Annotated in this window: 22 protein-coding genes and 1 pseudogene; 20 read left to right on the forward strand and 3 right to left on the reverse strand. The window is 44.3% G+C overall.

Annotation, left to right across the window (positions count from 1 at the left end; all coding sequences use genetic code 11):
- Window positions 1-343 precede the first annotated feature (343 nt).
- Both EAV92_RS07500 and EAV92_RS07505 read left to right on the forward strand, forming a co-directional pair.
- The gene (locus tag EAV92_RS07500) at window positions 344-439 is read left to right on the forward strand and encodes a DUF4275 family protein (RefSeq protein ID WP_241158473.1); all 96 of its coding nucleotides are present in this window, start codon (window positions 344-346) and stop codon (window positions 437-439) included.
- Window positions 440-700: 261 nt separating this feature from the next.
- Window positions 701-1,699 carry a DUF3889 domain-containing protein gene (locus EAV92_RS07505; protein ID WP_164472667.1) on the forward strand — a complete coding sequence of 333 codons (999 nt, stop codon included), beginning with the start codon at window positions 701-703 and terminating at the stop codon, window positions 1,697-1,699.
- Between the two features lie 1,740 nt (window positions 1,700-3,439).
- Here the strand turns inward: EAV92_RS07505 and EAV92_RS25115 are convergent.
- A pseudogene (locus tag EAV92_RS25115) lies at window positions 3,440-3,603 on the reverse strand (IS110 family transposase); the annotation flags it as partial.
- A 90-nt stretch (window positions 3,604-3,693) separates the two neighbouring features.
- Between EAV92_RS25115 and EAV92_RS07515 the strand changes: the two are divergent.
- The 10 genes from EAV92_RS07515 to EAV92_RS07565 all read left to right on the forward strand — a co-directional run bounded on the left by EAV92_RS07515 (window position 3,694) and on the right by EAV92_RS07565 (window position 13,209).
- Window positions 3,694-3,909, forward strand: coding sequence for a hypothetical protein (locus EAV92_RS07515; RefSeq protein WP_123040490.1), 216 nt, complete (start codon window positions 3,694-3,696; stop codon window positions 3,907-3,909).
- A gap of 1,309 nt (window positions 3,910-5,218) precedes the next feature.
- Window positions 5,219-5,668, forward strand: coding sequence for a divergent PAP2 family protein (locus EAV92_RS07525; RefSeq protein WP_123040492.1), 450 nt, complete (start codon window positions 5,219-5,221; stop codon window positions 5,666-5,668).
- A gap of 32 nt (window positions 5,669-5,700) precedes the next feature.
- A complete protein-coding gene (locus tag EAV92_RS07530) occupies window positions 5,701-6,879 on the forward strand; it encodes an MGDG synthase family glycosyltransferase (protein ID WP_123040493.1) in 1,179 nt (392 codons plus the stop codon).
- A gap of 130 nt (window positions 6,880-7,009) precedes the next feature.
- On the forward strand, window positions 7,010-7,927 hold the full coding sequence (locus tag EAV92_RS07535; protein WP_123040494.1) for a hypothetical protein: 918 nt from the start codon (window positions 7,010-7,012) through the stop codon (window positions 7,925-7,927).
- A gap of 105 nt (window positions 7,928-8,032) precedes the next feature.
- Complete coding sequence (locus EAV92_RS07540) at window positions 8,033-8,767, forward strand: ABC transporter ATP-binding protein (protein WP_123040495.1); 735 nt, start codon at window positions 8,033-8,035, stop codon at window positions 8,765-8,767.
- The gene (locus EAV92_RS07545; protein ID WP_123040496.1) at window positions 8,764-9,513 is read left to right on the forward strand and encodes an ABC transporter permease; all 750 of its coding nucleotides are present in this window, start codon (window positions 8,764-8,766) and stop codon (window positions 9,511-9,513) included. Before EAV92_RS07540 ends, EAV92_RS07545 begins: the two co-directional genes overlap by 4 nt.
- Before the next feature lie 18 nt (window positions 9,514-9,531).
- Window positions 9,532-10,998 carry a sensor histidine kinase gene (locus EAV92_RS07550; protein ID WP_123040497.1) on the forward strand — a complete coding sequence of 489 codons (1,467 nt, stop codon included), beginning with the start codon at window positions 9,532-9,534 and terminating at the stop codon, window positions 10,996-10,998.
- Entirely contained in the window at window positions 10,995-11,681 is a 687-nt protein-coding gene (locus tag EAV92_RS07555) for a response regulator transcription factor (protein ID WP_123040498.1), read from the forward strand. Before EAV92_RS07550 ends, EAV92_RS07555 begins: the two co-directional genes overlap by 4 nt.
- 71 nt (window positions 11,682-11,752) lie before the next feature.
- On the forward strand, window positions 11,753-12,565 hold the full coding sequence (locus tag EAV92_RS07560) for an undecaprenyl-diphosphate phosphatase (protein WP_123040499.1): 813 nt from the start codon (window positions 11,753-11,755) through the stop codon (window positions 12,563-12,565).
- A gap of 50 nt (window positions 12,566-12,615) precedes the next feature.
- Window positions 12,616-13,209: a DedA family protein gene (locus tag EAV92_RS07565; protein ID WP_123043620.1), complete on the forward strand. Its 594-nt coding sequence runs from the start codon at window positions 12,616-12,618 to the stop codon at window positions 13,207-13,209.
- A gap of 86 nt (window positions 13,210-13,295) precedes the next feature.
- On the opposite strand, the gene EAV92_RS07570 is transcribed toward EAV92_RS07565, so the two are convergent.
- A complete protein-coding gene (locus EAV92_RS07570) occupies window positions 13,296-13,994 on the reverse strand; it encodes a succinylglutamate desuccinylase/aspartoacylase domain-containing protein (RefSeq protein ID WP_241158474.1) in 699 nt (232 codons plus the stop codon).
- A gap of 124 nt (window positions 13,995-14,118) precedes the next feature.
- Between EAV92_RS07570 and EAV92_RS07575 the strand changes: the two genes are divergently transcribed.
- The 3 genes from EAV92_RS07575 to EAV92_RS07585 all read left to right on the forward strand — a co-directional run bounded on the left by EAV92_RS07575 (window position 14,119) and on the right by EAV92_RS07585 (window position 17,025).
- Window positions 14,119-14,853, forward strand: a complete 735-nt coding sequence (locus EAV92_RS07575) for a YheC/YheD family protein (RefSeq protein ID WP_123040500.1) — start codon at window positions 14,119-14,121, stop codon at window positions 14,851-14,853.
- Window positions 14,854-14,968: 115 nt separating this feature from the next.
- Window positions 14,969-16,054 carry a glycosyltransferase gene (locus EAV92_RS07580; protein ID WP_123040501.1) on the forward strand — a complete coding sequence of 362 codons (1,086 nt, stop codon included), beginning with the start codon at window positions 14,969-14,971 and terminating at the stop codon, window positions 16,052-16,054.
- Window positions 16,051-17,025, forward strand: coding sequence for a C40 family peptidase (locus EAV92_RS07585; RefSeq protein ID WP_123040502.1), 975 nt, complete (start codon window positions 16,051-16,053; stop codon window positions 17,023-17,025). The genes EAV92_RS07580 and EAV92_RS07585 overlap by 4 nt, the downstream gene beginning before the upstream one ends.
- A 47-nt stretch (window positions 17,026-17,072) precedes the next feature.
- Here the strand turns inward: EAV92_RS07585 and EAV92_RS07590 are convergent, their stop codons facing one another.
- Complete coding sequence (locus EAV92_RS07590; RefSeq protein ID WP_338134403.1) at window positions 17,073-17,735, reverse strand: C40 family peptidase; 663 nt, start codon at window positions 17,733-17,735, stop codon at window positions 17,073-17,075.
- Between the two features lie 289 nt (window positions 17,736-18,024).
- Between EAV92_RS07590 and EAV92_RS24455 the strand changes: the two genes are divergently transcribed.
- The 5 genes from EAV92_RS24455 to EAV92_RS07610 all read left to right on the forward strand — a co-directional run bounded on the left by EAV92_RS24455 (window position 18,025) and on the right by EAV92_RS07610 (window position 22,811).
- Window positions 18,025-18,189, forward strand: a complete 165-nt coding sequence (locus EAV92_RS24455) for a hypothetical protein (protein ID WP_164472668.1) — start codon at window positions 18,025-18,027, stop codon at window positions 18,187-18,189.
- A 50-nt stretch (window positions 18,190-18,239) separates the two neighbouring features.
- Window positions 18,240-18,926 (forward strand): response regulator transcription factor, encoded by a 687-nt coding sequence (locus EAV92_RS07595; protein WP_123040503.1) that lies wholly within the window; start codon window positions 18,240-18,242, stop codon window positions 18,924-18,926.
- 24 nt (window positions 18,927-18,950) lie between these two features.
- Window positions 18,951-20,324 (forward strand): sensor histidine kinase, encoded by a 1,374-nt coding sequence (locus EAV92_RS07600; protein WP_123040504.1) that lies wholly within the window; start codon window positions 18,951-18,953, stop codon window positions 20,322-20,324.
- Between the two features lie 68 nt (window positions 20,325-20,392).
- The gene (locus EAV92_RS07605; RefSeq protein WP_164472669.1) at window positions 20,393-21,004 is read left to right on the forward strand and encodes a TVP38/TMEM64 family protein; all 612 of its coding nucleotides are present in this window, start codon (window positions 20,393-20,395) and stop codon (window positions 21,002-21,004) included.
- 205 nt (window positions 21,005-21,209) lie between these two features.
- Window positions 21,210-22,811: a COG4705 family protein gene (locus tag EAV92_RS07610; protein ID WP_123040506.1), complete on the forward strand. Its 1,602-nt coding sequence runs from the start codon at window positions 21,210-21,212 to the stop codon at window positions 22,809-22,811.
- Window positions 22,812-22,857 lie beyond the last annotated feature (46 nt).

The raw sequence follows: 22,857 nt of genomic DNA on the forward strand, positions 1-22,857 counted from the left end.
AGCCATCCCGAGAATACCCTACTTTTTTTGTGTCTGGATAGACTCCAAACTCTGGTACACAAACTACTTTACGTCATCTACTATTCTGACAGACAGATAATACTATATTGAGAATAAGCAATATAGCGGTAATATTTACATCAAAAGGGCCCATTGGAGTCCTTTTAATTGCTCTTTTTGAAGGCGAATTTCTTAGTCGAACGAAAATGCAAAACGATACCAACGGCTGAGCAGCCACGCCGATCGCCGTGCCGATTAAGTGACCAAAGATAAGCCCAACCAGCATTCTAGAAAGGCTTTATTATTTAAAATGCATCAAAGATAACCGCTGATGAATTGCGTTATGAAACAAGATATTTATATTGTTGATAAGGACTTTACATGGACATATATAGTAACACATGAAAGTATATTGGGACCTTATTATTGCCGTAGATAGTATGAAAATGTTCAACTAACGGGTACGATAGTACACAATAACCGCCAATAAAAGGCGGTTTTTCTTTTGGTTGTCTGGCAACGCTGCTTGCCATTCTGCCGCGTTGTAGGTACCTAGGTGGACAATTGAGGAGGGAATGAAACGGAAGCGGGAGAGACGATCTGGGGGGTTACTGGTGATGGAGTGATGATAAGGGAAACTTGGGATAAACCAGATGCGGTTTGGAACAATAAAGGAAACATGAATAAAGGGGGCGAAAGAATGAAAAAGCTATTGTGCTTTATTGTCATTTCGCTGCAATTGATAAAGAATGATGCCAAACCTGTTTTAGCCATTCCCAATAAATATTCTGTGGAGGATGCAGAAGATGGGTATCATCAATACATCAAATGGGCGAACATGGCTAGCAGTGCAGCAAAATCGAAGTACCCAAGCGCAGCTATTGTTGATTTTCATTACGTTGGCTGTGCAGCTACATTACCAACAACTAGACATCTTGTATATAAGTTCTGGCTGAGGGAAGCCAACGGTGCGTTCGGTGTGTATGTCACAATTGCGGCAAATAAGGGAACTGGCAGAGCAGTAGTATTAAAAGTGGAGAAAGCAGACGGAAGTATACCTTATTACGGCAAGTGGAGACGAATTGTACAAGAAGCAGTGAAGCAAAAGTATCCTGATGCCATAATAAATGGCAGCCCGACACCGCAAGGCTGTCACTGGATACGTAATAATGCAGCTAGTCAAACCTTTTCGCAGTGGGTAAATCGCAACAACCAATCACAAATCGTAGAAGTCACCATTCAATATATAATTGACTCTGAAAAGGTCATGACCATTGAAGTTAAAGAACGTCGACGTTTTAAGTCAACTATAGGTGCAACAAGCGTTCCCGCGATGCAGGAATCCCAACGATACTTGTGTCAGGATATGCTTATGTTGTTTCTGCTTCCGTACATCCAAGAAGCCGTAAATCAACATTACGTCAAACTGCTTCATGAACTCCCTCTCGTCTATCCATACCAGGTAGATGTAATAAATGCAGGAAGGGTTGACGGCGGACCAAGAGATCGAGGATTTCATTTTTACATAACTCTTGCTGTAACTCCTGTAGTCGGACCACATATTTCAGTTGGCAAAGATAAAATAACGTTTGAAATATCGCCTAAATTCCCAAACAGTGTAAAGCTGGCAAGTTTTCAGCATTTAGAGACACATACCTTACCTCAACATTGGCAGGATATTGTAAGGGGAACTAAGTGATAACTTGGTTGACCGACAGACAGCGCTCCCTTCTTACAATGGAATAAGGGGGTAATTCGATCATGAATCTTCCAACAAGGCAAAGCTTAACAAAAGACCAATTTGAATGAATGCGTAAAATTAGAAAGGAAATCAATGGGCTTCGTCAACAACTCAATAACTTGGCATTAGTGACGAAGGATCAAATGCTTTATATCGCTGAGGACCATTTAGCGGAGGCCGTTGAAGTTTTGAATAGTATTGAAGAAGGGGACTCTGGTTGTAATTTGGTTGCCCGCTTTACTCAACAATGACCGCCTAATCAGGCGGTTTTTTTTCGTCAATGTGATCGCGTAATTTGCCCTATGCTGCTTTGTTGGTGTGTGGAAGTCATGATGGAGGACGAATAAAACGGTAGCGGGAGGAAGGTGTCGGAGGACAAGAATATGTACCGATTCAATCCCGCGTAAATCGCGGGTTTTTAAATTTATCGGAACAGATTCTTGTCACTTGCCGTGGTCAAGAATCTGTTCCGATTACCGAATGAGGCCAAGAAAGTGTTCCGATTACCGACCGAATTGACACAAGGAAACGATTCAGAGAGTATTCGCCGACATGAAGGAAAAGCATGGCTAGCGATGGACGACCTTACGCGGACTGAAGAACATCACCATCAGGCGATGCTCGCTTATGCTGCAATGAACCTAAAAAAAATTAGCCTCTTGGCTCTGGCGCTCAGGTGGTTTCAACGATCCGCATAAACGAAATCAGTTGTTTGTCGCTTTCAACTACAACAAACGCCTTCGATTCGATCCGAAACGAGGGCATTTGTCTTCATTCTGAAGGAGCTGATATCAGCCCCTTCGTTATTTTAGAATGGTTTTCTATAAACCTTGATGATACGCGTACCGTTTCGAATTAGCCTTTGCGCTGTCGCTCGGTTGATTCGGACTAAAACGGAAATGTCCATCTTCGCGTTTTCTACGTCGAAGACCTTAAATATTTGTCCATTGGCAAACAAAACGCCTTTCAGCTCGACTTTCGTTGTACTCGTAGGTCTAGGATCAGAAATCGCAAATTTCGTACGTCTTACGCCTGCGCGAAGGAATGCTGCCGCTTGTTGACCAGTCGTCCGAACTCCAAATACCGGATCAATTTCAACTCCGGTTGTTTTTGCCTCCACCTCGACAATTAGAAAAAACCGACCGCCAATATTAGCTATGCTATTCGCTCCAATAGTTATCGGTTGAGCCGTTTTTAATCACCCCCTCATCATACAATATGTGTAGATGTAAGAGGGTGCACGCTATAACAGACTAATTTTCACACGGATTTTCGGCTATCGGTCACTCGTCTTAAACCATAGTGCCTGATTGTGTACACGCCAATTTTGATCGTTATAGTGCGAATACACTGCCCGTATACTGCTCCCCATAATATATTAGACAGGGTAATAACAACTACAAAAAAAGGCGGTGATTTCGATGTCTTTTGGCGTTCGTAGCTTAGGTCATCATCACTTTCATCACCACAGAATGGCAGCTTTTACACTTGTTCTTTTCATCCTGTTAGTTATCATATTGAGTACGGGTATTTGGTAAAAATCATGTACTGATTTATCTCCCCATCAGGGCCACCCCTGGTGGGTTTTTTTATAACCCAGTAAGTACCCGGCCTTCCAACTCCCATAATCAAATTCCCAGTTAATTAATTTTAAACGGCTGTGATTGGATTTTGCTATTTCCCTTATTATTCGTTCCAATTCTGTAATGCGATCCTCTGCTGGTGTCGGAGCCTGCTAGACCAACGTTTCTGATCCGGTTAACGGTGGCCGCAAACTTCCTGGAGATAATAAACGCTGGGTCCACGCTGGCATAGACAACGAGCTTTTTTGGGTGATTAAACCGATCGATTTCACCGAATTCTGGCTGAAGGCTTTATGGCCATAGTATCTTGATTAGATCTGTCTATTGGTGGTAAATAACTTTGACGCACTGGACCGGGAGGCAGATTTAATGTCGGCCAATCAAGATAAATTACCACTAGCAAAAGATTTATCTTCGTTAAGTTTGTCTGAACTTATGGTTTATAATGCTCTCATAAAGATGGATGAACGTACCGATATTTCGAAAATCGCAAAAGAATGCCGTTTAACCGATCTTCAAGTTGTGGTTGCTTTGCAGTTACTGATCCATAAAAATTTGATTCCAAGCGATATATTCCTGCCATAACACTTGAAAAGTTCCCCGCTCGCCATAAGGCCGGCAGGGAACTTTTCATTATCCAGATATGCCTTATTAAACTCGATATCGGACCCATAACAGGAAATGAGTACAATTTATCGGCGTGATAGGTCATATGAGGCGTAGTAAACCATGTTGAAGCTGACGGTAACAACGGTATGTATTTTGGTTTTCGTTGTTATGATGGATCACCTTAAACAAGCCTGAATAAAAAAAACGGCCATTATTGGCGCTGGCCGCATGCGCTGCCGATCCACACCTTAAACGCCTGACATCGACGTCCGTCCTTGGCCGAAAACCAAGCAATAGGAGGGGGTCCGCATTCCGGTATTTGCCCCTACCGGAATGTTTCGAAAGGACCTCTTGGGGAGGTATGGAGTAAACCCAAAATGACTTTTGCTGTACCTAGCTCCCTGGGCTTATTTCACTGCATTGCCCTTTTTTATTCGTTTCATATCGCAATTAAACGATGATAGTACATGCAAAAGTCATATACTATATGCTCATAAGATAAGCTGAGTTTGGGCATGGAGGAATGGCTTTTACGAAATAGGCAACTGAATGCATTATCGATAAAAAATGGGGTTGCCGGCCAATAGGCATTCACAGCATCCTAGATAATAAATAACGCCATCTCCCAGAAGGGTGATGGCGTTATTTATCTTGGTATCTCTTGAACTCTGAAGTACTCGTTTGTTTACGACTTCCGCGCTCCGGCAATATTGAATATGAGGTGATCAGCGAATGGCGTTTTTGGTGGTCAGCCTAGCTGATTATATGAGTTCTCGATCTGTATGCCAAAGCGGATGACGGGATTTGAATTGTACTATTTTTATCCTCATCGTAAAGCGTTGCATTTTCATGTCCTCTATATCGCCACGGCGACCATCGCATCGCTTGTGTACGAATGGTTGGCGATGCAAGCTGGTTTCTTTTCATATCAGAGTTGGAAGCTAGTGTATTCTGCGATTTGTTACCCCGACATTTTAATCATCCTAGCAGCCCATTTCGCGTTTACGCGGTCGAAGATAAATCATGATTTCAGTTCGCAACATTGAAATCAATCAAACAAAATAAAATATCCTGCAAACTAACACATCGAAAAGCTCTCTATTTTCCAAATGAACAAGTTGTACCACGAATTACTGGAAATGAGCATGTTAAAAGCAAACAATTTACTCGAGAATTGCATGGGAATCCTTCAGTTCATAATCATTTAATAAATGCTTCACCGGATGTTTAGAAATCGATCTTATTGTAACAGTTGAAGCTACTGACCCACGAAGGAGTGCAAAATTTGCTCGCATTCTTTGCCAACTATCCGCTGCTTTCCGCCCTCGCATCCATCGTTCTCGCGCAAGTGATAAAAGTGCCTTTATACTGGTTTACCAACAAGAAATGGGACCTACTTCGGAGCATAAGTACAGGAGGGATGCCCAGTTCGCATTCGGCGGGCGTATCTGCTCTTGCCACGGCCGTCGGGATTTCCGACGGTTTTTCATCTTCCGTATTTGCCGTCGCCGCAATGGTTAGCGTGATAACGATGTACGACGCGGCAGGCATCCGGCGACACGCCGGTATCCATGCGAAATTACTTAATCGGATATTAAAATCTCAATCAGCTCGGGCCTCCGATAAAAGGGATCCCGTTGTACTGAAGGAAATGCTAGGGCACCGTCCGATCGAAGTCGTCACCGGTGCTATATTCGGTGGAATTGTCAGTATATTGCTGCACTTATTAATCTAATATTTTAAGGTCTGAGGTAGGAGGCAATTGTCATGAATAAGGACGCCACAATACTCATTATTTATTCTACCTTTGGCGATGGTCATCTCCAGGTGGCGAATTCGCTCAAGCAGACGTTTAACGATATGGGGTACGAACGGATCCATCTTGTCGATTTGCTCGCGGAAGCCCATCCGCTTTGGAATACGCTTTCTCGGTTCGCCTATTTGAAAAGTACGGTCTATTGTCCAAAGTTGTACGGTCTAAGCTATCATATGGCCAATTCGCGAAAACAAAATCTTTGGCTGAATCAATGGCTGCATGCCATCGGTAAACACAAAATATCGGCACTGATCGAAAAGTGGAAACCGGACGCGGTCATTCATACATTTCCCTTCCTTACGGTCCCACAGATGTCTCTCAAACGGGAAAGCTCGATGCCGTTGACCTTTACGGTGTTAACGGATTATGTACTTCACAGTCGTTGGATCCATCCCGGCACATACCGATATTTTGTCGCTACCGAGGATTTGAAAGGAGAAATGTTGCGATACGGAGTAAGCGACAAACAGGTCGTCGTCAGCGGCATTCCTGTTCGAAACCCATTTCTAAAGGAATTTATCCTAGAGACACTGTTTGAAAAATACAAGCTGAACCCCCAACGCAAATACTTGTTACTGGCCGCAGGCGCGCATGGCGTATTGTCTAATATCCGAGAACAGGTACAAACCATTTTGAAGGGCACTTCTTTCGATATCTTGCTCGTGTGCGGAAATAACGGAAAACTTGCTGCTCAAATGAAGAAGACGTATGCCAGTGAACAAAGGATCCATGTATTCGGATACGTCAAAAAAATGGAAGAGCTGATGTCGGTTTCGGCTTGTCTTGTTACAAAAGCGGGCGGGATCACCCTCTCCGAAGCGGCAGTCAAGTCGCTCCCGGTCGTGGTATATCGGCCATTGCCCGGACAAGAAAAAGGGAACGCTGACTCGTTGTCCGCAAGGGGGGCGTTACTTATTGCAAATAACTTGAATGAATTATCAGCCAATCTGGTTCGATTGGAGGATGATGGCTTTCGCCAGGAGATGGCGAGAGCCATGGGTCAAGTCCGCGAATATGACGCAGCGGGTACAATTGCGACGAATATTGTTCGTGAAATTCAACAGCACAGTTTTGCATGTGAACGGGTGAACATCCAACAGAATAGGCAGGCCGTTCAAAGATATCGTTAAACAAATAATTTTGCCGAGTTGTTCGCATTGAATTAAGAATTATTTAATGGGTGTTTCACGTGTTCTTCATTATTCGAAAGTACGATGATATGGGATGTGTCCCAATTATTATCGAACAAGGAGGAAGGACATGAAAAAGAAATGGTTGATGACAGGCGGTGCGATTGGCATCAGTGGAGTCGTCATGCTGACGACTGGCTTTACGGCCTTGGCTAGCACTTCCGGCTATGATGCGTACAAGTCGGCTCTCAAAACGACGAAAGCACTCAAGAGCGTAACTGTACAGGTTTCGGGATCGTTGATGGACAACGGCACGATCCTTGAACAGGGACAAGGAACGCTCAAGGCAAACATGCAAAACGAAGCCAAAAGCGGAAACTTCCAAATTTCCGGTAAAAGCGGCAACGAGTCGCTTCAATTGTTCGCGCAAAACAATGGTGAAGTGTGGAAGACCAGCAACAACAATACTTATTATTTGAAGCAAGACAAGGCTGATCAAGAAGAAGGCAACCACCAGGAAGGTAAATCCGCTTGGATGGATCAGCAAGCGGAAACCGTTGTTGACGCGCTTGTCGGCAATTTAAAGAATTATGTGCAGTCGACCACTCAGAGCGATGGTTCCAAGCAAATTTCGGTGCAATTGTCCCAAACTCAAATTCCTGCTGTCGTTCAGGCGCTAGCGCCGCTTGCCCTTCATCGTTTTGGGAACGAAAATGGCGATTCCAACGAACATAAAGATCAACAAGATCCTGAGCGCGCATTCGGAGAGACCTTGTTATTAAACCAGGTGCTGCCGATTACGCAAGACATTCAAATTCAATCGTTCCGCTTAGATGCTACGATTAATGCAAGTAATCAAATCGAAAGTCAACAAGCCAGCATTACATTTACCGGGAAAGACACCAACGGCAACGCGCATACTGTTTCGTTCGACTTCGATGCAAAATTGACGGGATTCGATCAGACGGTGCCAGATACGATTGATTTGACGGGCAAAACTGTGAAAACGGTACAGGATCGTCATGAAGGCCACAATCACGAGGATTGATTTTATGTAATGCCCAATAGTTGCATTCATAATCTATGGGAAAACAGCAGACCGAGCTTTCTTTGCTCGGGTCTGCTGTTTATTCCAAGAAAGGGGAGTGGCAGGATGTCAACAATTATTGAAGTTGATCGATTAAGTAAGCTTTATCGTAACAATCGGGGAATCCGTGATATTCATCTGAAGCTTCACCAAGGAGATGTTTACGGCTTACTTGGGCCGAACGGAGCAGGCAAGACGACTTTATTAAAATTGATAACCGGTCTTATTCAAGCCGACCAAGGGAACGTCTGCTTGTTTGGCGAGCAGATGGAAAACTCATTTGAACGCGCAATGAGCAGGGTTGGGTGCATGATCGAATCCGCTGATTTTTATGATTACGTGTCCGCCAATCAATATTTATCGTTGATCGCCTCTTTTTATCCAAATGTAAACTCAAACCGAATAACGGAAATGCTACAAGAGGTAGGGCTTGACCGATATCAGAACGAAAAGATTAAACATTTTTCTACCGGCATGAAACAAAAGCTGGCACTAGCTGCTGCACTTCTTCCGAATCCAGAACTTGTCATTCTCGATGAGCCGACTAACGGTCTGGATATTGAGGGGATCGTCCTGTTTCGGAACGTAGTCAAACGGCGTGCGGCTGAAAAGGGTACAACTTTTCTTATTTCCAGTCACATGATTCACGAGTTGGAGCAGTTATGTAATCGTGTTGGCATTTTGTTTAATGGGGGAATGATGGTAGAAGGTGACGTGTCAGCTCTGCTTCAGGGTACCCCTACTTTAGAGCAGTATTATATTGAGCAATTGCAGAGTGCGAAGAAGGGGGATCCAACATGAGCAGCTTGCTGGCGGGATACCGGAATGAGGTTCGTCTCATGACGTACCGCAGAAAGACCACTTATTTTTTACTCTTTTCAGCCATACTGCCTATACTTCTCGCCCTAGCCTTTCATGCCCTTGGTCCTCGTATCGGTTGGATCGCTGTCAGCGCATCCTTTCCCATTCAGATCCTCAGTATTTATACTGCTCTATGGATCCCTTTATTTTTATTTCTTTCCATTGCAGATATTTTTCCTCATGAAGTGGCCTCCAAAACGTTAAAACTTTCTCTGTTGCGACCCATTACCCGATTTCGTGTCTATATGGCCAAGACACTTGTCCTTTTTACTGCCATTGCCGCTATTTTTCTGTTGTTGGCGTCTGTCTCGATCGTTTGCAATTTAGCAGCAGGATCTTCGGTGATGAATGGAATGGATTACTTCGATGTCCTTAAGGCTTACCTGGCAAGTTTTATCTCCATGTGCGCGCTTGCTGCTCTTTTCGTATTTGTGGCGCAGTTGTTTCAAAGCGTGAGCGGATTCGTCGTTTTTGCGATCGTACTATATGCTGTTGTGAAGGTTCTTCCTTATTTCGTCAAAGGGTTTTCTGCATTTTCAATTGCATCTTACACGGACTGGTACGTTCTTTGGCTGGCTGGCGCTGTATCCGTTGGAAAAATAGTAATCACGGCCTTGTTTATTTTATCTGCCCTCGTCTTGTTCCTCTCACTTGGATTTTTACGGTTTGATCGCAAAGAAGCTTAATTTGCGGAGTTGATTCTGTTGTCCATCCGTTTAAAATTATTGATCTCCTATGCCGCGATGCTCATCGTTCCGCTCATTCTGATGGTTGTCACCGCATTATTATTCGTGTTCGTGTACCGAGGAGATATTCAAAATATTAAAAGTTTCTACGAAACGCAAGTAGAAGGCTTTGACGATGGAGATTATCACCACATTATCAAGCATTTGATCTCGCAAAACTCGACTCTTTTGACTGACCCCAGTTATTTAGCCGATTTCAACGAGGAAATGAAACAAAAGAGCGGCTACGTTGTCGTTCGTTTGAACGATTCAATGTTATTCGTGCCGGAGCTGATTCGCGTGAATGGCTCACTTTTGGCCAGTTTGCCGCAATACAATAGCGTAGGATTCCGAGGTGAATTGCCGACGCAGTCATACGGCAATGAGCTATTTCAAGTGAATCAATTCGATTTCCTGACTCAAACAGGCGGTAAGGGCAGCCTTTATTTGGTTATCAAAGTGGATCCGCTCGTATACTTTGCGCGGAAGTACTTTCCGAGCTTGTTTGCCGTGCTCGTGGTCATCCTTGTACTTACGCATTCGTTTCTTACTTATGTCATGTCCAAAAGTATTATCCGGCCGCTCCGACAGCTCCGATCGGCGACGCAGCAAATAAAAAATGGGAATCTTAATTTTCAAGTCAAGGTTTCCGGCAAAGACGAAATCGGTCAACTTGGAAATGATTTCGAAGAAATGAGATCTCAGCTTCAGAAATCTATACTTTTGCAGCTTCAATATGAAGAAAATCGCAAGGAATTGATTTCGAACATTTCGCACGATTTGAAAACGCCTCTTACCTCTATTCAGGGCTATGTCGACGGCATCCTGGAAGGCGTCGCCGATTCACCTGAAAAAACGGAGAAATATATGAAGACAATTGCTGCCAAAGCTGAAGAAATGGATCGGTTAATCAATGAGTTGTTCCTCTTTTCTAAATTGGATTTAAAAAGAATTCCTTTTATTTTTGAAGTAGTTCCCGTTCAGATGTTTATGACAGATTGGACAGAAGAACTTCAGTTTGAACTAGAAAAAATGGACATTCATCTAGGGACTACTTGGCAATTGGATCATGATGCAACGGTATTAATGGACCGCGAGAAATTCAAGCGGGTATTGAGCAATGTCATCCAGAACAGCTTGAAATATATGGACAAGGAAGAAAAACGAATTTCTATTCGCGCAACTTCGACGGATTGGGAATTCCATATTGAAATAGAGGACAACGGATCGGGGATAGCGGCCTCATCCTTACCGCACATTTTTGACCGATTCTACCGAGCCGAGCAATCCCGTAATTCCAGTACAGGAGGCAGCGGTTTGGGACTAGCGATCGCGAAGCAAATTATGGAGAGCCACGGAGGAACGATTGCAGCTGAGAGCAAGGAAGGTGTAGGCACCATAATCTTGCTGACGCTGCCACTTCAAGCGAAGGAGGTATCCGTTTGAAAAAAGTATTAATCATTGAGGATGAACCATCCATTGCGGAGCTTCAACGCGATTATTTGCAAATGAACGGATATGAAGTACAAATTGCCATCGAAGGCGAGTCCGGGCTTGCATTTGGATTATCCGGAGATTTTGATTTGATTGTATTGGATTTAATGCTGCCGAAATTGAGCGGATTTGAAATTTGCAAGCGAATTCGCGAACATTCGAACATTCCAATTGTGATGGTAACCGCGAGACGAGAAGACATAGACGTCATCCGCGGACTAGGATTGGGCGCGGACGATTACATCGTAAAACCATTTAAACCCGCTGAATTGGTTGCGCGCGTAAAAGCTCATCTCACCCGTTACGATCGACTGGTAGGCAGAAAAAATGGATCGAATGAAGTATCGGTAAATGGACTCAGTATCAATCCAGACGAAAGACGTGTTTTCATTCGAGAGAAGGAAATAACGTTGACGGCCAAAGAGTTCGAATTGTTGTATTTTATGGCCTCAAATCCAAACCACGTTTTCAGTAAGGAGCATTTGTTTGAACGTCTTTGGGGTTACGACGCCTCGGGAGATACCCAGACGGTAACCGTTCATATCCGTAAACTTCGGGAAAAAATAGAAGTTGATTCCAGCGATCCTCAGTTTATTGAAACCGTGTGGGGGGCGGGGTACCGATTTCGTATTTGAGAAAAAGTTATAAAAATATGGAAATTATAGTTTTGATGAGAAAGTCAGATGAAACGGAGGAAGGTTAAACTGTGAGCCATATTGTGACTGCCATAATTCAAGGAATTATTGAAGGATTGACGGAGTTTCTTCCTGTATCGTCAACGGGCCATTTGATTCTCAGTGGAGACTTAATGAGCTTTAAAGGAGATAAAGCTGATACGTTCGAGGTTTTCATTCAGCTTGGAGCAATTTTGGCAATTGTGGTCTTGTATTGGAGGAAGTACTTGAGTCTGCTTGGCATCGTTAAGAATGAGGTGAGCCAAGAAGCGAACGGTCATTCTCTTAACCTCGGTCACATCATTGTCGCATGTCTCCCCGCGATGGCAATGGGTTTGGTCCTGAACAAAGTCATTAAGAACTACTTGTTTTCTCCCTATACCGTATTGATCGGTCTTGTGGTGGGCGGGGTCTTCATGATTTACGCCGAACGGAACGCGAAGCCTGCTAAAGCCCAATCGATGGATGGGTTGTCCTACCGGCAAGCGTTGCAAATTGGCCTGTTTCAGTGTTTGGCGCTCTGGCCGGGTTTCTCCAGATCAGGTGCCACGATCGCAGGAGGTTTACTCATCGGCGCAAGTTACCGAGCGGCTACAAACTTCTCCTTCTTAATCGCAGTACCTATGATGGTAGCTGCAAGCGGCTTTGACATGCTGAAGAGCTATAAAACGCTAACCGCTTCAGACATGGGATACTTTGCGGTTGGATTCGTGATTGCCTTTATCGTCGCATTGCTTGCAGTTGTCTCGTTTATGAAATTACTGGAGAAGCTGAAGTTAAGCTCTTTTGCGTATTATCGATTTGTACTGGCCATTCTATTTGGGATATACCTTCTCGTGAGATAAAGCGAAAATCATAGCGGAAAAGAAGGAGTTGAAAAGTTTTGCATCAATTAATGGATCGTCTAACTGAATTCATTCAATCGTTAATTGATCATTTAGGTATTTTGGGAATAGGATTCAGCATGCTATTGGAAAGTGCCTGTATTCCGCTACCAAGCGAAGTCATCATGCTTGTCGGAGGCTTTCAAGTCTCCAGAGGCAATTTTGGATTTCTTGAGATAGTCGCTGCTGGCGTTATTGGTAATTTGTTTGGCTCAATTGTCGCATATGCTGTCGGGTATGCTGGCGGGAGAACTTTCATTCAGAGATTCGGGAAATATGTTCGACTTCATGAGCGCCATCTGGAAAAAGCAGAGCAATGGTTTCAGAATTATGGAGAGTGGACTGTACTTGTTACAAGAAACCTGCCCTTTATTCGAACGTTCATTTCTTTACCTGCTGGCATAGCCAAAATGAATTTCTTCCGGTTCACCATCTTTACCGCTCTTGGTTGCATTCCCTGGAACTTAGCATTAACATATGCCGGATTTCGGTTGGGCGAGAATTGGAACGAAGCCGAGCCATACATCAGACCGTTCAGTTATTTGGTTGCAGCTATTATCCTTTTGTTAATTGTTCGGTGGGTTTGGAAATCAAGAAAACGTTAACCCGTAATTAACCGTAGCCGTTGCCACGGATAATTAAAGTCCACGATCGAAATTGAAGATCGACAAGATGAATCCTAGTTCTTCGTTTACATTGAAAATGGTTGCGGCTGTATGATACTGGCTTCCTTCAAAATACTCAGGAGAATACTCATCTGGTAATTTACCCGTTCATGAAAAGGCAATTCCCAGCTGGTTTCGACTGTGATTGACTTTGCTTGAAAACATCGAAATGCGGCGCTTCGACCGGAACCCGGCAAGTTTCTTTGGCGGACCATGAAATGTCTTGTGCTACTCTTTATTGATCTATTCATATTAAGCGCGATAGACTTTGCAATAGTTATTGCTGGGCTTTTTGGATCGACAATTAATGTTTGTCCGAGTACTTTGGGGTTTAGTTGAGACAATCCATTGGCTTCGTGCAGGTCGATATACCATTCTGGTCTGATACGCATCGCTAATTGGTAAATTGCATTCGAAATCGGGTGACGCGAATAATCGGAGGGATTTTTCGGGAACGTTCGATTTAAGTCGGGCTTTCCCCTAATACGCAATTTGTAAGCTATACGATTGACAAGGGGGATAATGACAACCAAACCCTTGTGGATCAGAAGCTCTTCTCTTTTCAACATCCCAACAAATCTCTCGGCAGCATAAATACTTGCCAATTCCTTCCCATGGACTCCAGCTGTTATCATCATCGATGGACCTTCTGAGTTGCCTTTTACAACGAGACAAGCGGTTTTGAATTTGGTGTTCGGCAGTAACCTCCCTTTTTGAATGTGCAAAGGACAACCACCTCCTGAATGATCATAATACGTTCCGATATGCAAAAGGGTAACGGTCGTGAACCCAACAAGGCGCGAACCGCATACTTTAGATAAATGAATACATCGGAAAGGGGGGGCCCCCCTGGGAGGCTTTGCAACAAAACACAATGTATACAAATCATTAATTCAAATCCGTGATCTTCATGAACATGTCCCTGAAACAAGGCTGTTTTCCATAGGCACGCTAAAAGCGATGTTAGACAAGTACACGATGGTGTATGTGAAGCCAAATAATGGAACTGGCGGCAAGGATGTCTTCCGAGTTGAACAAGTAAAAGAAAATAAATACTTTTTTCAAGTAAACACGGAAATCAGGACTTTCTACACATTTGAAGATCTATTTAAGGCCATAGAGAAGCTGAGGTACAAACGCGTATTTGTTGTTCAACGCGGCATTGAATTATTGAAATATGACGGGCGCCGCTTTGATTTGAGGATCATGGTACAGAAAAATCCAAATCAAAAATGGGACACAACGGGGATCATCGGCCGATTAGGGCATCCAAGAAAGATCGTTACGAATGTGTGCAAAGGTGGATCTTCCAAACCGGTTGAATTATTGTTAGCACGGCATGTGTCAGACATCGATGCATACACGAACAAACTTAAAGATTTAGGATGCCGAGCTGTCGCTCAATTGAATAAAACGTTTCCCTTGATTAAGGAAATCGGGTTCGATGTAGGCATTGACAGCAATCTGCGTCCTTGGATTTTGGAAGCCAATCCGCGTCCGGCCATTTATGGCTTTAAAATCTTAAAAGACAAACGGATTTATCAGAAGATCCGCCGCTATCAGATCATGAATGGACGGCGTTAAATTTCCCAATTCCGATTATGTCCATATACGCCCTTGCAGGTAACGAAGCATGCACATAGCATATACCATCATGCTTATAGAGCCTCTTGGAGTCGGCGAATCGGGATGGTGAACCATGAAAATACTGATGTTGATTTCTAGATTGAATATTGGCGGTACGGAAAAATATACCCTCGCCATCTCCAAAATTTTAATGGCACGCGGCATCCCAATAGGTGTTGCAACAGAAGGAGGTCCCCTCACAGCAGCTTATTCAGCAGCGGGTATTAAACTTCATATTCTCCCGAGTAGGAACAAGGCAGCCTGGCTCAGCTCAATGCTCATCAAAGAAAAATATGAATTAATGCATGCTCATGATTCTAAATCATTTACTCTCGCGGCTACACTATCGAATTTGCGGAATATTCCGTTCGTCGTTACTGTTCATGGTACTTATCATGATAAATCGGCCTTATTGACGGCAGCGAGAAAGTCAAAACGCATGATATCCGTGTCTCCTCAATTAACAAATTGGTTGAAACGCCATCAAGTTCCGACGGAAAAAATCCGGACGATCCCCAATGGAATTGAGTTAGAGACGTTCCATCCCGTAAAAAATCCGAATTCATCAAGAAAGGGGTTTGGTTTACCACTATCATCTAAAATACTCTTGTACGCCGGCAGGTTCTCTTTTGACAAATATCCGATAGCCCGGATCGTAGTCAAGGTTGCAGAGCAGATCGCGAAGAACGATCCACAAGTTATCGCCGTTCTCATGGGTCCCGGAACCAAACGTTCGTACTTGGTTTCGCTTGCCGCTGCTGTCAATCGACGCATAGGCCGAAAAGCCATCATCGTTCGCCCCCCTACGTCCCGGATCCATGAAGCTTATGCTGCTGCAGATATCGTCGTCGGTACGGGGCGCGTCGCACTTGAAGCCATGGCTTGTGGAAAACCTGTTGTAGCAGTAGGTGTTGCCGGATACTGTGGCATCGTACAACCGAATCTAATCGATAAAATGATTCAATTTCATTTTGGCGATCATGGTGCAATGAATTCGGTTTCCACACAAAGACTGAATAGAGACATTCGTTTCTTATTAGGAAATCCTGCTCTAGCCCGAGAATGGGGAGAGTTCGGATCGCAAACAGTCAAGAAGAAATTTTCGAATCATAACGTTGTCGCCAGGTTGCTTCAAACGTATAAGGAGGTCACACCATGATATCTACGAATTCGCAGGTAACCGTCCTCTTATTTCAAAGAGACTATTTCACGCGGAAGAGAAGGCAATTTTCGAACGTAAACATGTTCACGAAAAACGGATTGCACTATTTACCGCTTAAAGATGTGATGGAGATCCTGGAGTATGATATCTTGAGAACGACCCATACAGGCTTCGTGATCACGGACGGTTCGGAATGCATCACGATTCCCAAATCCGGAGAAGCAGCAAGAAGAGAAAATGTTACGCTGCGAATCGATCCGCTTGTCGTCTTGAACAAGCAGAGATACATTACTCTTCGCTCAACGAACCGGCTTTTTAATGTCGATTTTCGGCTGAATTACAAAGCACATCGAATTTGCATCAAACAACCCGGCCGTTTCTTCACTACGCTGAGTGGGGACACCTTAAAAAAACTGTCCCAATTGTTCAATACTACAGTTAAGAACGTGCTTGCCTCCAATACGCAATTAAAAGAACCGATCCCCTCCGGAACACGCGTGTTGATACCCGCCGGGAAACTCGCCGTGATGGCGGCAAATCAAAAGGATAAACCCGTGAAGATCAAACAATTACCGGAACCGGAACTCGCTCCGGCAATTCTGGCGCTTGGCAGAACCTTGCTTAAAAAGCCTTACCAGTTCGGTGCCGGACCATATCCCCGAACGGGTAAATTCGACTGTTCTTCTTATACGCAATATATTTTCGGAAAAAACGGTGTGAGACTCACAAGAACTTCGAGATCCCAAGCGCGACTGGGTCGCGCGATTACTCGAAGTCAGATCGAACCCGGGGATTTAATCTTTTTCAAAAGAGACCGTTACTCGGATAATCGGATCGGCCATGTCGGGGTGGACATCGGGAACGGCTACATGCTCAATACGTATCGTTCGCCGCCGGGCGTGACGATTACGAAATGGACTTCACCTTATTGGCTTAGTCGATTCGTGACGGCACGGGAGATATTATAAGTAAAGCAGAGCTTCTCTCGGAGCTCTGCTTTTAGTGATATATCTTATTATTGTTCGCTTTGCTGGTTATCCGAGTCCGTTCTGTAAGCGTGTTTCCAAACTTTTGAAGGTGAAGCCGGTGTTTGAACCGGTGCGCTCCGGGCAGGTTGTGCTTGGGTAAACCCGGGGGCTTGTACAGAACCGCCGTTAATTACCCGGCGAGCCGTGACGAAAGTACGATCCCAAGTGCTGCCCGCGAAATTGGAAATCGTGACACCGATGCCCACCCGATAGGTGTGCAGGAGCTGTCCGCCGCCAATGTAGATGCTTACGTGGTTAATGATCCCATCGCGATTCGTATCGGAGAAAATCAAATCGCCCGGCTGCAGTTGATCCTTGGAAACAGCCACTCCTGCTGCCGCTTGCTGTCTCGAAGAACGCGGCAGGTAGATGCCGTTTTGCTTGAATACATACTGCGTAAACGAAGAACAATCGAAGACGTCCGTCCGTCCGCCGGGCGCGCCGAATTGATAACGAACGCCCATGAATTGTTCCCCGGTGGCAATCACTTTGTCGGCAATGGAGTTCGTCGAAACGGCAACCGCCGCATAAGTTGGTTGAGCGTTCATCAACAAACCACCGGACAAAGCAATGGAAAGACCAAGAGCGAACCCGGCAAAAGATTTATTCATTCGCGTATTCTTGATGCTGTGGACGATGTTCATATTCATAACAGCCTCCTTCGATGTGTTTAGGACCCGGTTTAAATCCCAGGACCACTATACCACATCGATTTTTGCCGACACTTTCCAAGGAGAACGAAAAGCCGAACATCATCCATCAAAAAGGCTCTTATGAAAAAATGATGTGAATAGATTAATCTACTATACTGGACAATCTCATCATAATGCCGAAGAGCGCTGTCTTTTCTCATGAAAATCTAATGGTTTCTTAAAGTCTTGCTCATTAGGATAAGGTACTGTTAGGTACGTAGTTGACAATCAACATGGAGGAAATGATGTGAAGAAAAAATGGATTCCATTTGCCGTGTTGCTAGCTGCTTTGATAACGCTACGGTCCAATCGGATGGCGACGGAGAAGCGGCTGACGATCAAGATACGTCCGATGGAGATGGCGAAACCGAAAACGATTGAGGATAAACACTGGATAAGACAGGTATTCTAATGAGGGATACCTGTTTTATCTGGTTCTTTCATTGTCAGGAGAGATCGAACATGAAGAAACTGCTGCTCGTCGAAGACGAGCCCAATTTTGCGCGTTTCGTTCAATTGGAGTTGGAGTATGAAGGATTCCACATCACCGTTTGTTCTGACGGCAGAGAAGGGTATAAGCAAGCATCCGAGCACAAGTGGGATATGATTTTCCTGGACATTATGCTGCCGGGAATTAGCGGAATCGAAATATGCAGGCGATTAAGGAGCCAGCACAACAAGACTCCAATCATTATGTTGACTGCGCGCGATTCGGTACTTGATCGCGTTGCCGGATTAGACAGCGGTGCTGACGATTACATCGCGAAACCGTTCGCCATCGAAGAATTGCTTGCCCGAATGAGGGCGATATTTCGCAGGGTAGAAGTCGACGAGGCGAAAGGCGAATCCCATGATGACGGAATTACGGCCATTCACGATATAACCGTCAATATCTTGTCAAGAACAGTGAAAAAGAAAGGGAAACGGATCGAACTGACCAAAAGAGAATTTGATTTATTGATTACGTTGCTTCAACACAGAAACGAGGTAATGAACAGGGATCGTTTATTGAACGAAGTTTGGGGATACGATGCCGAAATCGAAACGAACGTCGTTGACGTTTATATCCGATATCTGAGGCAAAAACTTGATCCTGGGCAATATTTCATTCAGACGATAAGGGGAGTGGGCTACATGCTAAAAGGTTGATATCTAAGAAGGAGATGCATCGCATTGAAAATCAAACTAAAACTGGCCATACTAACATCGAGTCTGATTTTAATTTTATTCGTCATTTATAGTCTGACCCAGTACGGCCTTATTTCCCATTGGATTCAACAAACGGAAAGGAACAACTTGAAAAAGACGGTTGATGAAGTCGCCGGCTATTTGAACGAACAAGAATCGGAAAACGATCCGGCAGATTGGAGCAGCCATCGTCAATTTTTTGACAAACTCGTTCGTCAGGATCAACTCTTTCGATTATTGGATGCAAAAGGGCACGTATTTTTAGAAATCTCCAACGGGATTCCGGCAGTATGGATACCTTCTTCGATGGTGAAAGCCGTTCAATATACTTCCACGTATCATGGACAAGACCATTTGCTAACGATTCGGAGTCCCATTCAGACGCTTTCGTTTACCGGGACCATCGAGCTAGCCACGAATATCGAAACCGCTGACAACTTGATTGAGCGACTCAACAGCCTTATCGTGGCATGTGGAATATTTGGCATCGTTTTTTGCGCGCTCGGAGGGTGGTTCGTCGCTCGGCAATTGGTCAAGCCCATTCAGCATATGTCGATTACTATGAATAGGATCAAGCGACAGGGATTGCATGAACGAATCATTCATCAAGATAATAACGATGAACTGTCGAATCTCATTCGCGTGTTCAATGAAATGATGGACGAGTTGGAAAGCTCTTTCAACAGGCAAAGCAAATTCATCGAAGACGCTTCACATGAACTCCATACCCCGATCGCGATTATCGAAGGCCATCTGAAACTCATTCATCGGTGGGGGAAACATCGAGCCGACGTACTTGACGAATCGCTGAATGCGGCAATACAAGAGACGGAGAGATTAAAGTCGCTTGCGAGCCAACTACTCGTCCTTCAGAAGGACAGAAATATTATTCCTCTAGAGTTGGTAGCCCCCGTTAATGTTGCGGAAGTCATCTCATCCGTAATCCGAAATTATCGAATGTTGCACCCCAGGTATACATTTCTAGCCAAGTTAAACCCGGATATTGAAATCTGCATTAACCGAGATCATCTCGTGCAAATGCTGATCATCGTATTGGATAATGCCGTACGCTATTCCGGCGTTGATAAACCGATCCTTATACGATCTCAAGTCGATAATGAAAAGGTCTATCTACAAGTAGAGGACCATGGTTCAGGCATTCCCAAAGCTGAATTGCCTTTCGTTTTCGAAAGGTTTTACCGTGTGGATAAGTCGAGGAGTAGGAAGGAAGGCGGCGGTAACGGACTGGGTTTATCGATCGCGAGAGAACTTGCGTCAGAGTACTTAGGGTCCGTCTCCATCACAAGCGAAGAAGGTAAGGGCACTACGGTTTCATTCGTTTTTTCGCGTACATATTGATCACATGGAAGATTGAGGAGATAGATTGAGTAAGAATGCTAAAAAATAAATCAAGATGGGTCAATTTCGTGAGTTTGGCATTGATCGCCACCGCGATTGGTTATTACATTTACTTATTAAAAATTGGAGTTGTACAACACGCTTTTCATGCCATTCAGGATTTTGGGCTATGGGGCGTTGTGATTGGTATTTGCGTGCAAATGACCGTCAATGTCTTTCCGGTACCTGGTGAGTTTACGACACTGCTGTTGATGGAAATTTACGGCCCGGCATTAGGCGGCGTTTATTCATGGATCGGGGGCGTTCTTGGAGCAATTGGCGCTTATTATTTGGCGAAGTGGCTATCTAATCCTTTTGCGAGTACCCTGAAGAAATTCGCATTTACAAAGATACTAGAGCGATATCTGAGTGAACAAGAGGCTTTAGGATTGTTGATGGCCCGCTTCGTGCCTTTTCTGCCATACCATATGATCAATTACGCCGCGGGAATACTAAAAGCCAACGTTAGAAAATTTATTTGGACGACAATGATAGGCCTCTTGCCATACCATATCGCTGTCAGCGGAATGTATGCGGGTGTGCGGCACGGATCCTGGACAGCAGGAGTAATAGGCTTCATCGTTTTTATTGCCCTTATCGGAATCAGCAGAGTGATGAAAAAACGAAAACCCGCTATATGAAATCATTCGTCAACCTTGGCATGAAAAGTTATGAAGTTAAGAAACAGTTTAGAATTCCTTCACCGATGCTTTAGGATTAGAGGCTAATGTATGGGTAGGCTAATGTAATAAGTTGAATCAACCGAGAAGGAGTTAATTCGAACGACTTCTGTTCGGACGAGAAATCCATTGAAAAAGGAAAATGTCGAGGAGGACAAAGAAGGTCATGGCGACAAATCCAACCCAAACGAAAAAATTACTGAGCAAGGTACCTGAAGTTACGATTTACTTCTGGATCATCAAAGTCCTATGCACGACGGTCGGGGAAACATTTGCGGATTATATCAATTTCAACTTGGGATTCGGTTTAACGAACACAACGATTATTATGGGAGTCGCGTTTTTCATCTTATTGTTCCTTCAATTCAGGGCGCCGAAATATGTACCCGGTATATATTGGCTGACTGTCGTATTAATAAGCGTATTCGGTACCTTGGTTACCGATAATTTGACGGACGGAATCGGAATTCCGCTGGAGAGAAGCACGACCGTATTCAGCATACTGCTGGGTCTCACTTTCCTGCTTTGGTACGCAAGCGAAAAAACGCTTTCCATTCACTCGATCTACACAAGGAAACGCGAAGTTTTTTATTGGCTAACCATTCTATTCACATTCGCCCTAGGAACAGCTGTCGGCGATTTGTATTCCGAACAACTCGGACTTGGTTACTTTAACACGGGCATCACGGTCGTTATTATCATCGCAATTACGTATATGGCTTGGAAATGGCTGCGTCTCGATGCGGTATTAGCTTTCTGGGTCGTTTATATTCTGACTCGTCCGCTTGGGGCATCCTTGGGTGACTACTTATCCCAAACCAAAATAAATGGCGGATTAGGCTTAGGTACCACCATTACGAGCGTCATCTTTCTAGCTGCGATTTTGGTTGTCATCATTTTCTTGGCGGTTACCAAAATCGATACGGCACCGAAAAGCGAAATCGCAGAGCCGGGGCAAGCAAAAGAAAACAAAAGAAACGTCCTCGTTCAAACCGCAGCCGTACTCCTTATTTTCTTAGCTGCCGGCATCGGCGGATATGTTCTGCTGAACAATAAAATCGCATCGCAAATGGATTCTCCCGGTTCGTCCTCAGCGTCCAATCCGGCTTCATTAGCCGGACAGTTGACCGATTTTATAAATTTAGAAAATGATATGTTGAACGCCGTAAACACGAAGGACTTTGTTACTGCGAAAAAAGATGCCGACAATTTGGAAAATCAATGGGACAAGTCGGAGCCGAAGCTTAGAAAAATAGACGGCTCCACATGGACTCAAATCGATGGAACGATTGACGTTGTATTGGCCTCAGTACGCAATGGCAAACCCGATGCGAATCAATGCACAACCGCAATTCAGTCTTCTCTAAAGGTACTGAACGATGCAAATAGGGCAGAGGCATCACAAACCCCCGTTTCTTCGCCATCGGGGACTTCTCAAGTTCCGGCAGAATCTCCGGCAGCCACGAATGCTCCATCTCAATCGAAATTGGCCGGACGATTAACGGATTTCGTCAATATTGAAAATGACATGTTGAATGCCATAAACAAAAAGGACTTTTCATCCGCCAAAAAAGGCGCCGACAATTTGGAGCATCAGTGGGACATTTCTGAGCCAAAGCTCAGGAAAATTGATGGCCCAACATGGACTCGAATCGATGGAACGATTGACGTTGTTTTGGCAGCCGTTCGCAAAAGCAACCCTAATGCGGACAAGTGCATTTCTGCGCTTAACGATTCACTTAGTATTTTGAACGGCTCAAATAAATAACAATTAAGAAACGGTCGTCTGATTCCAGACGACCGTTCCTTATATA

The organism is Cohnella candidum (assembly GCF_003713065.1).
Classification (GTDB): domain Bacteria; phylum Bacillota; class Bacilli; order Paenibacillales; family Paenibacillaceae; genus Cohnella; species Cohnella candidum.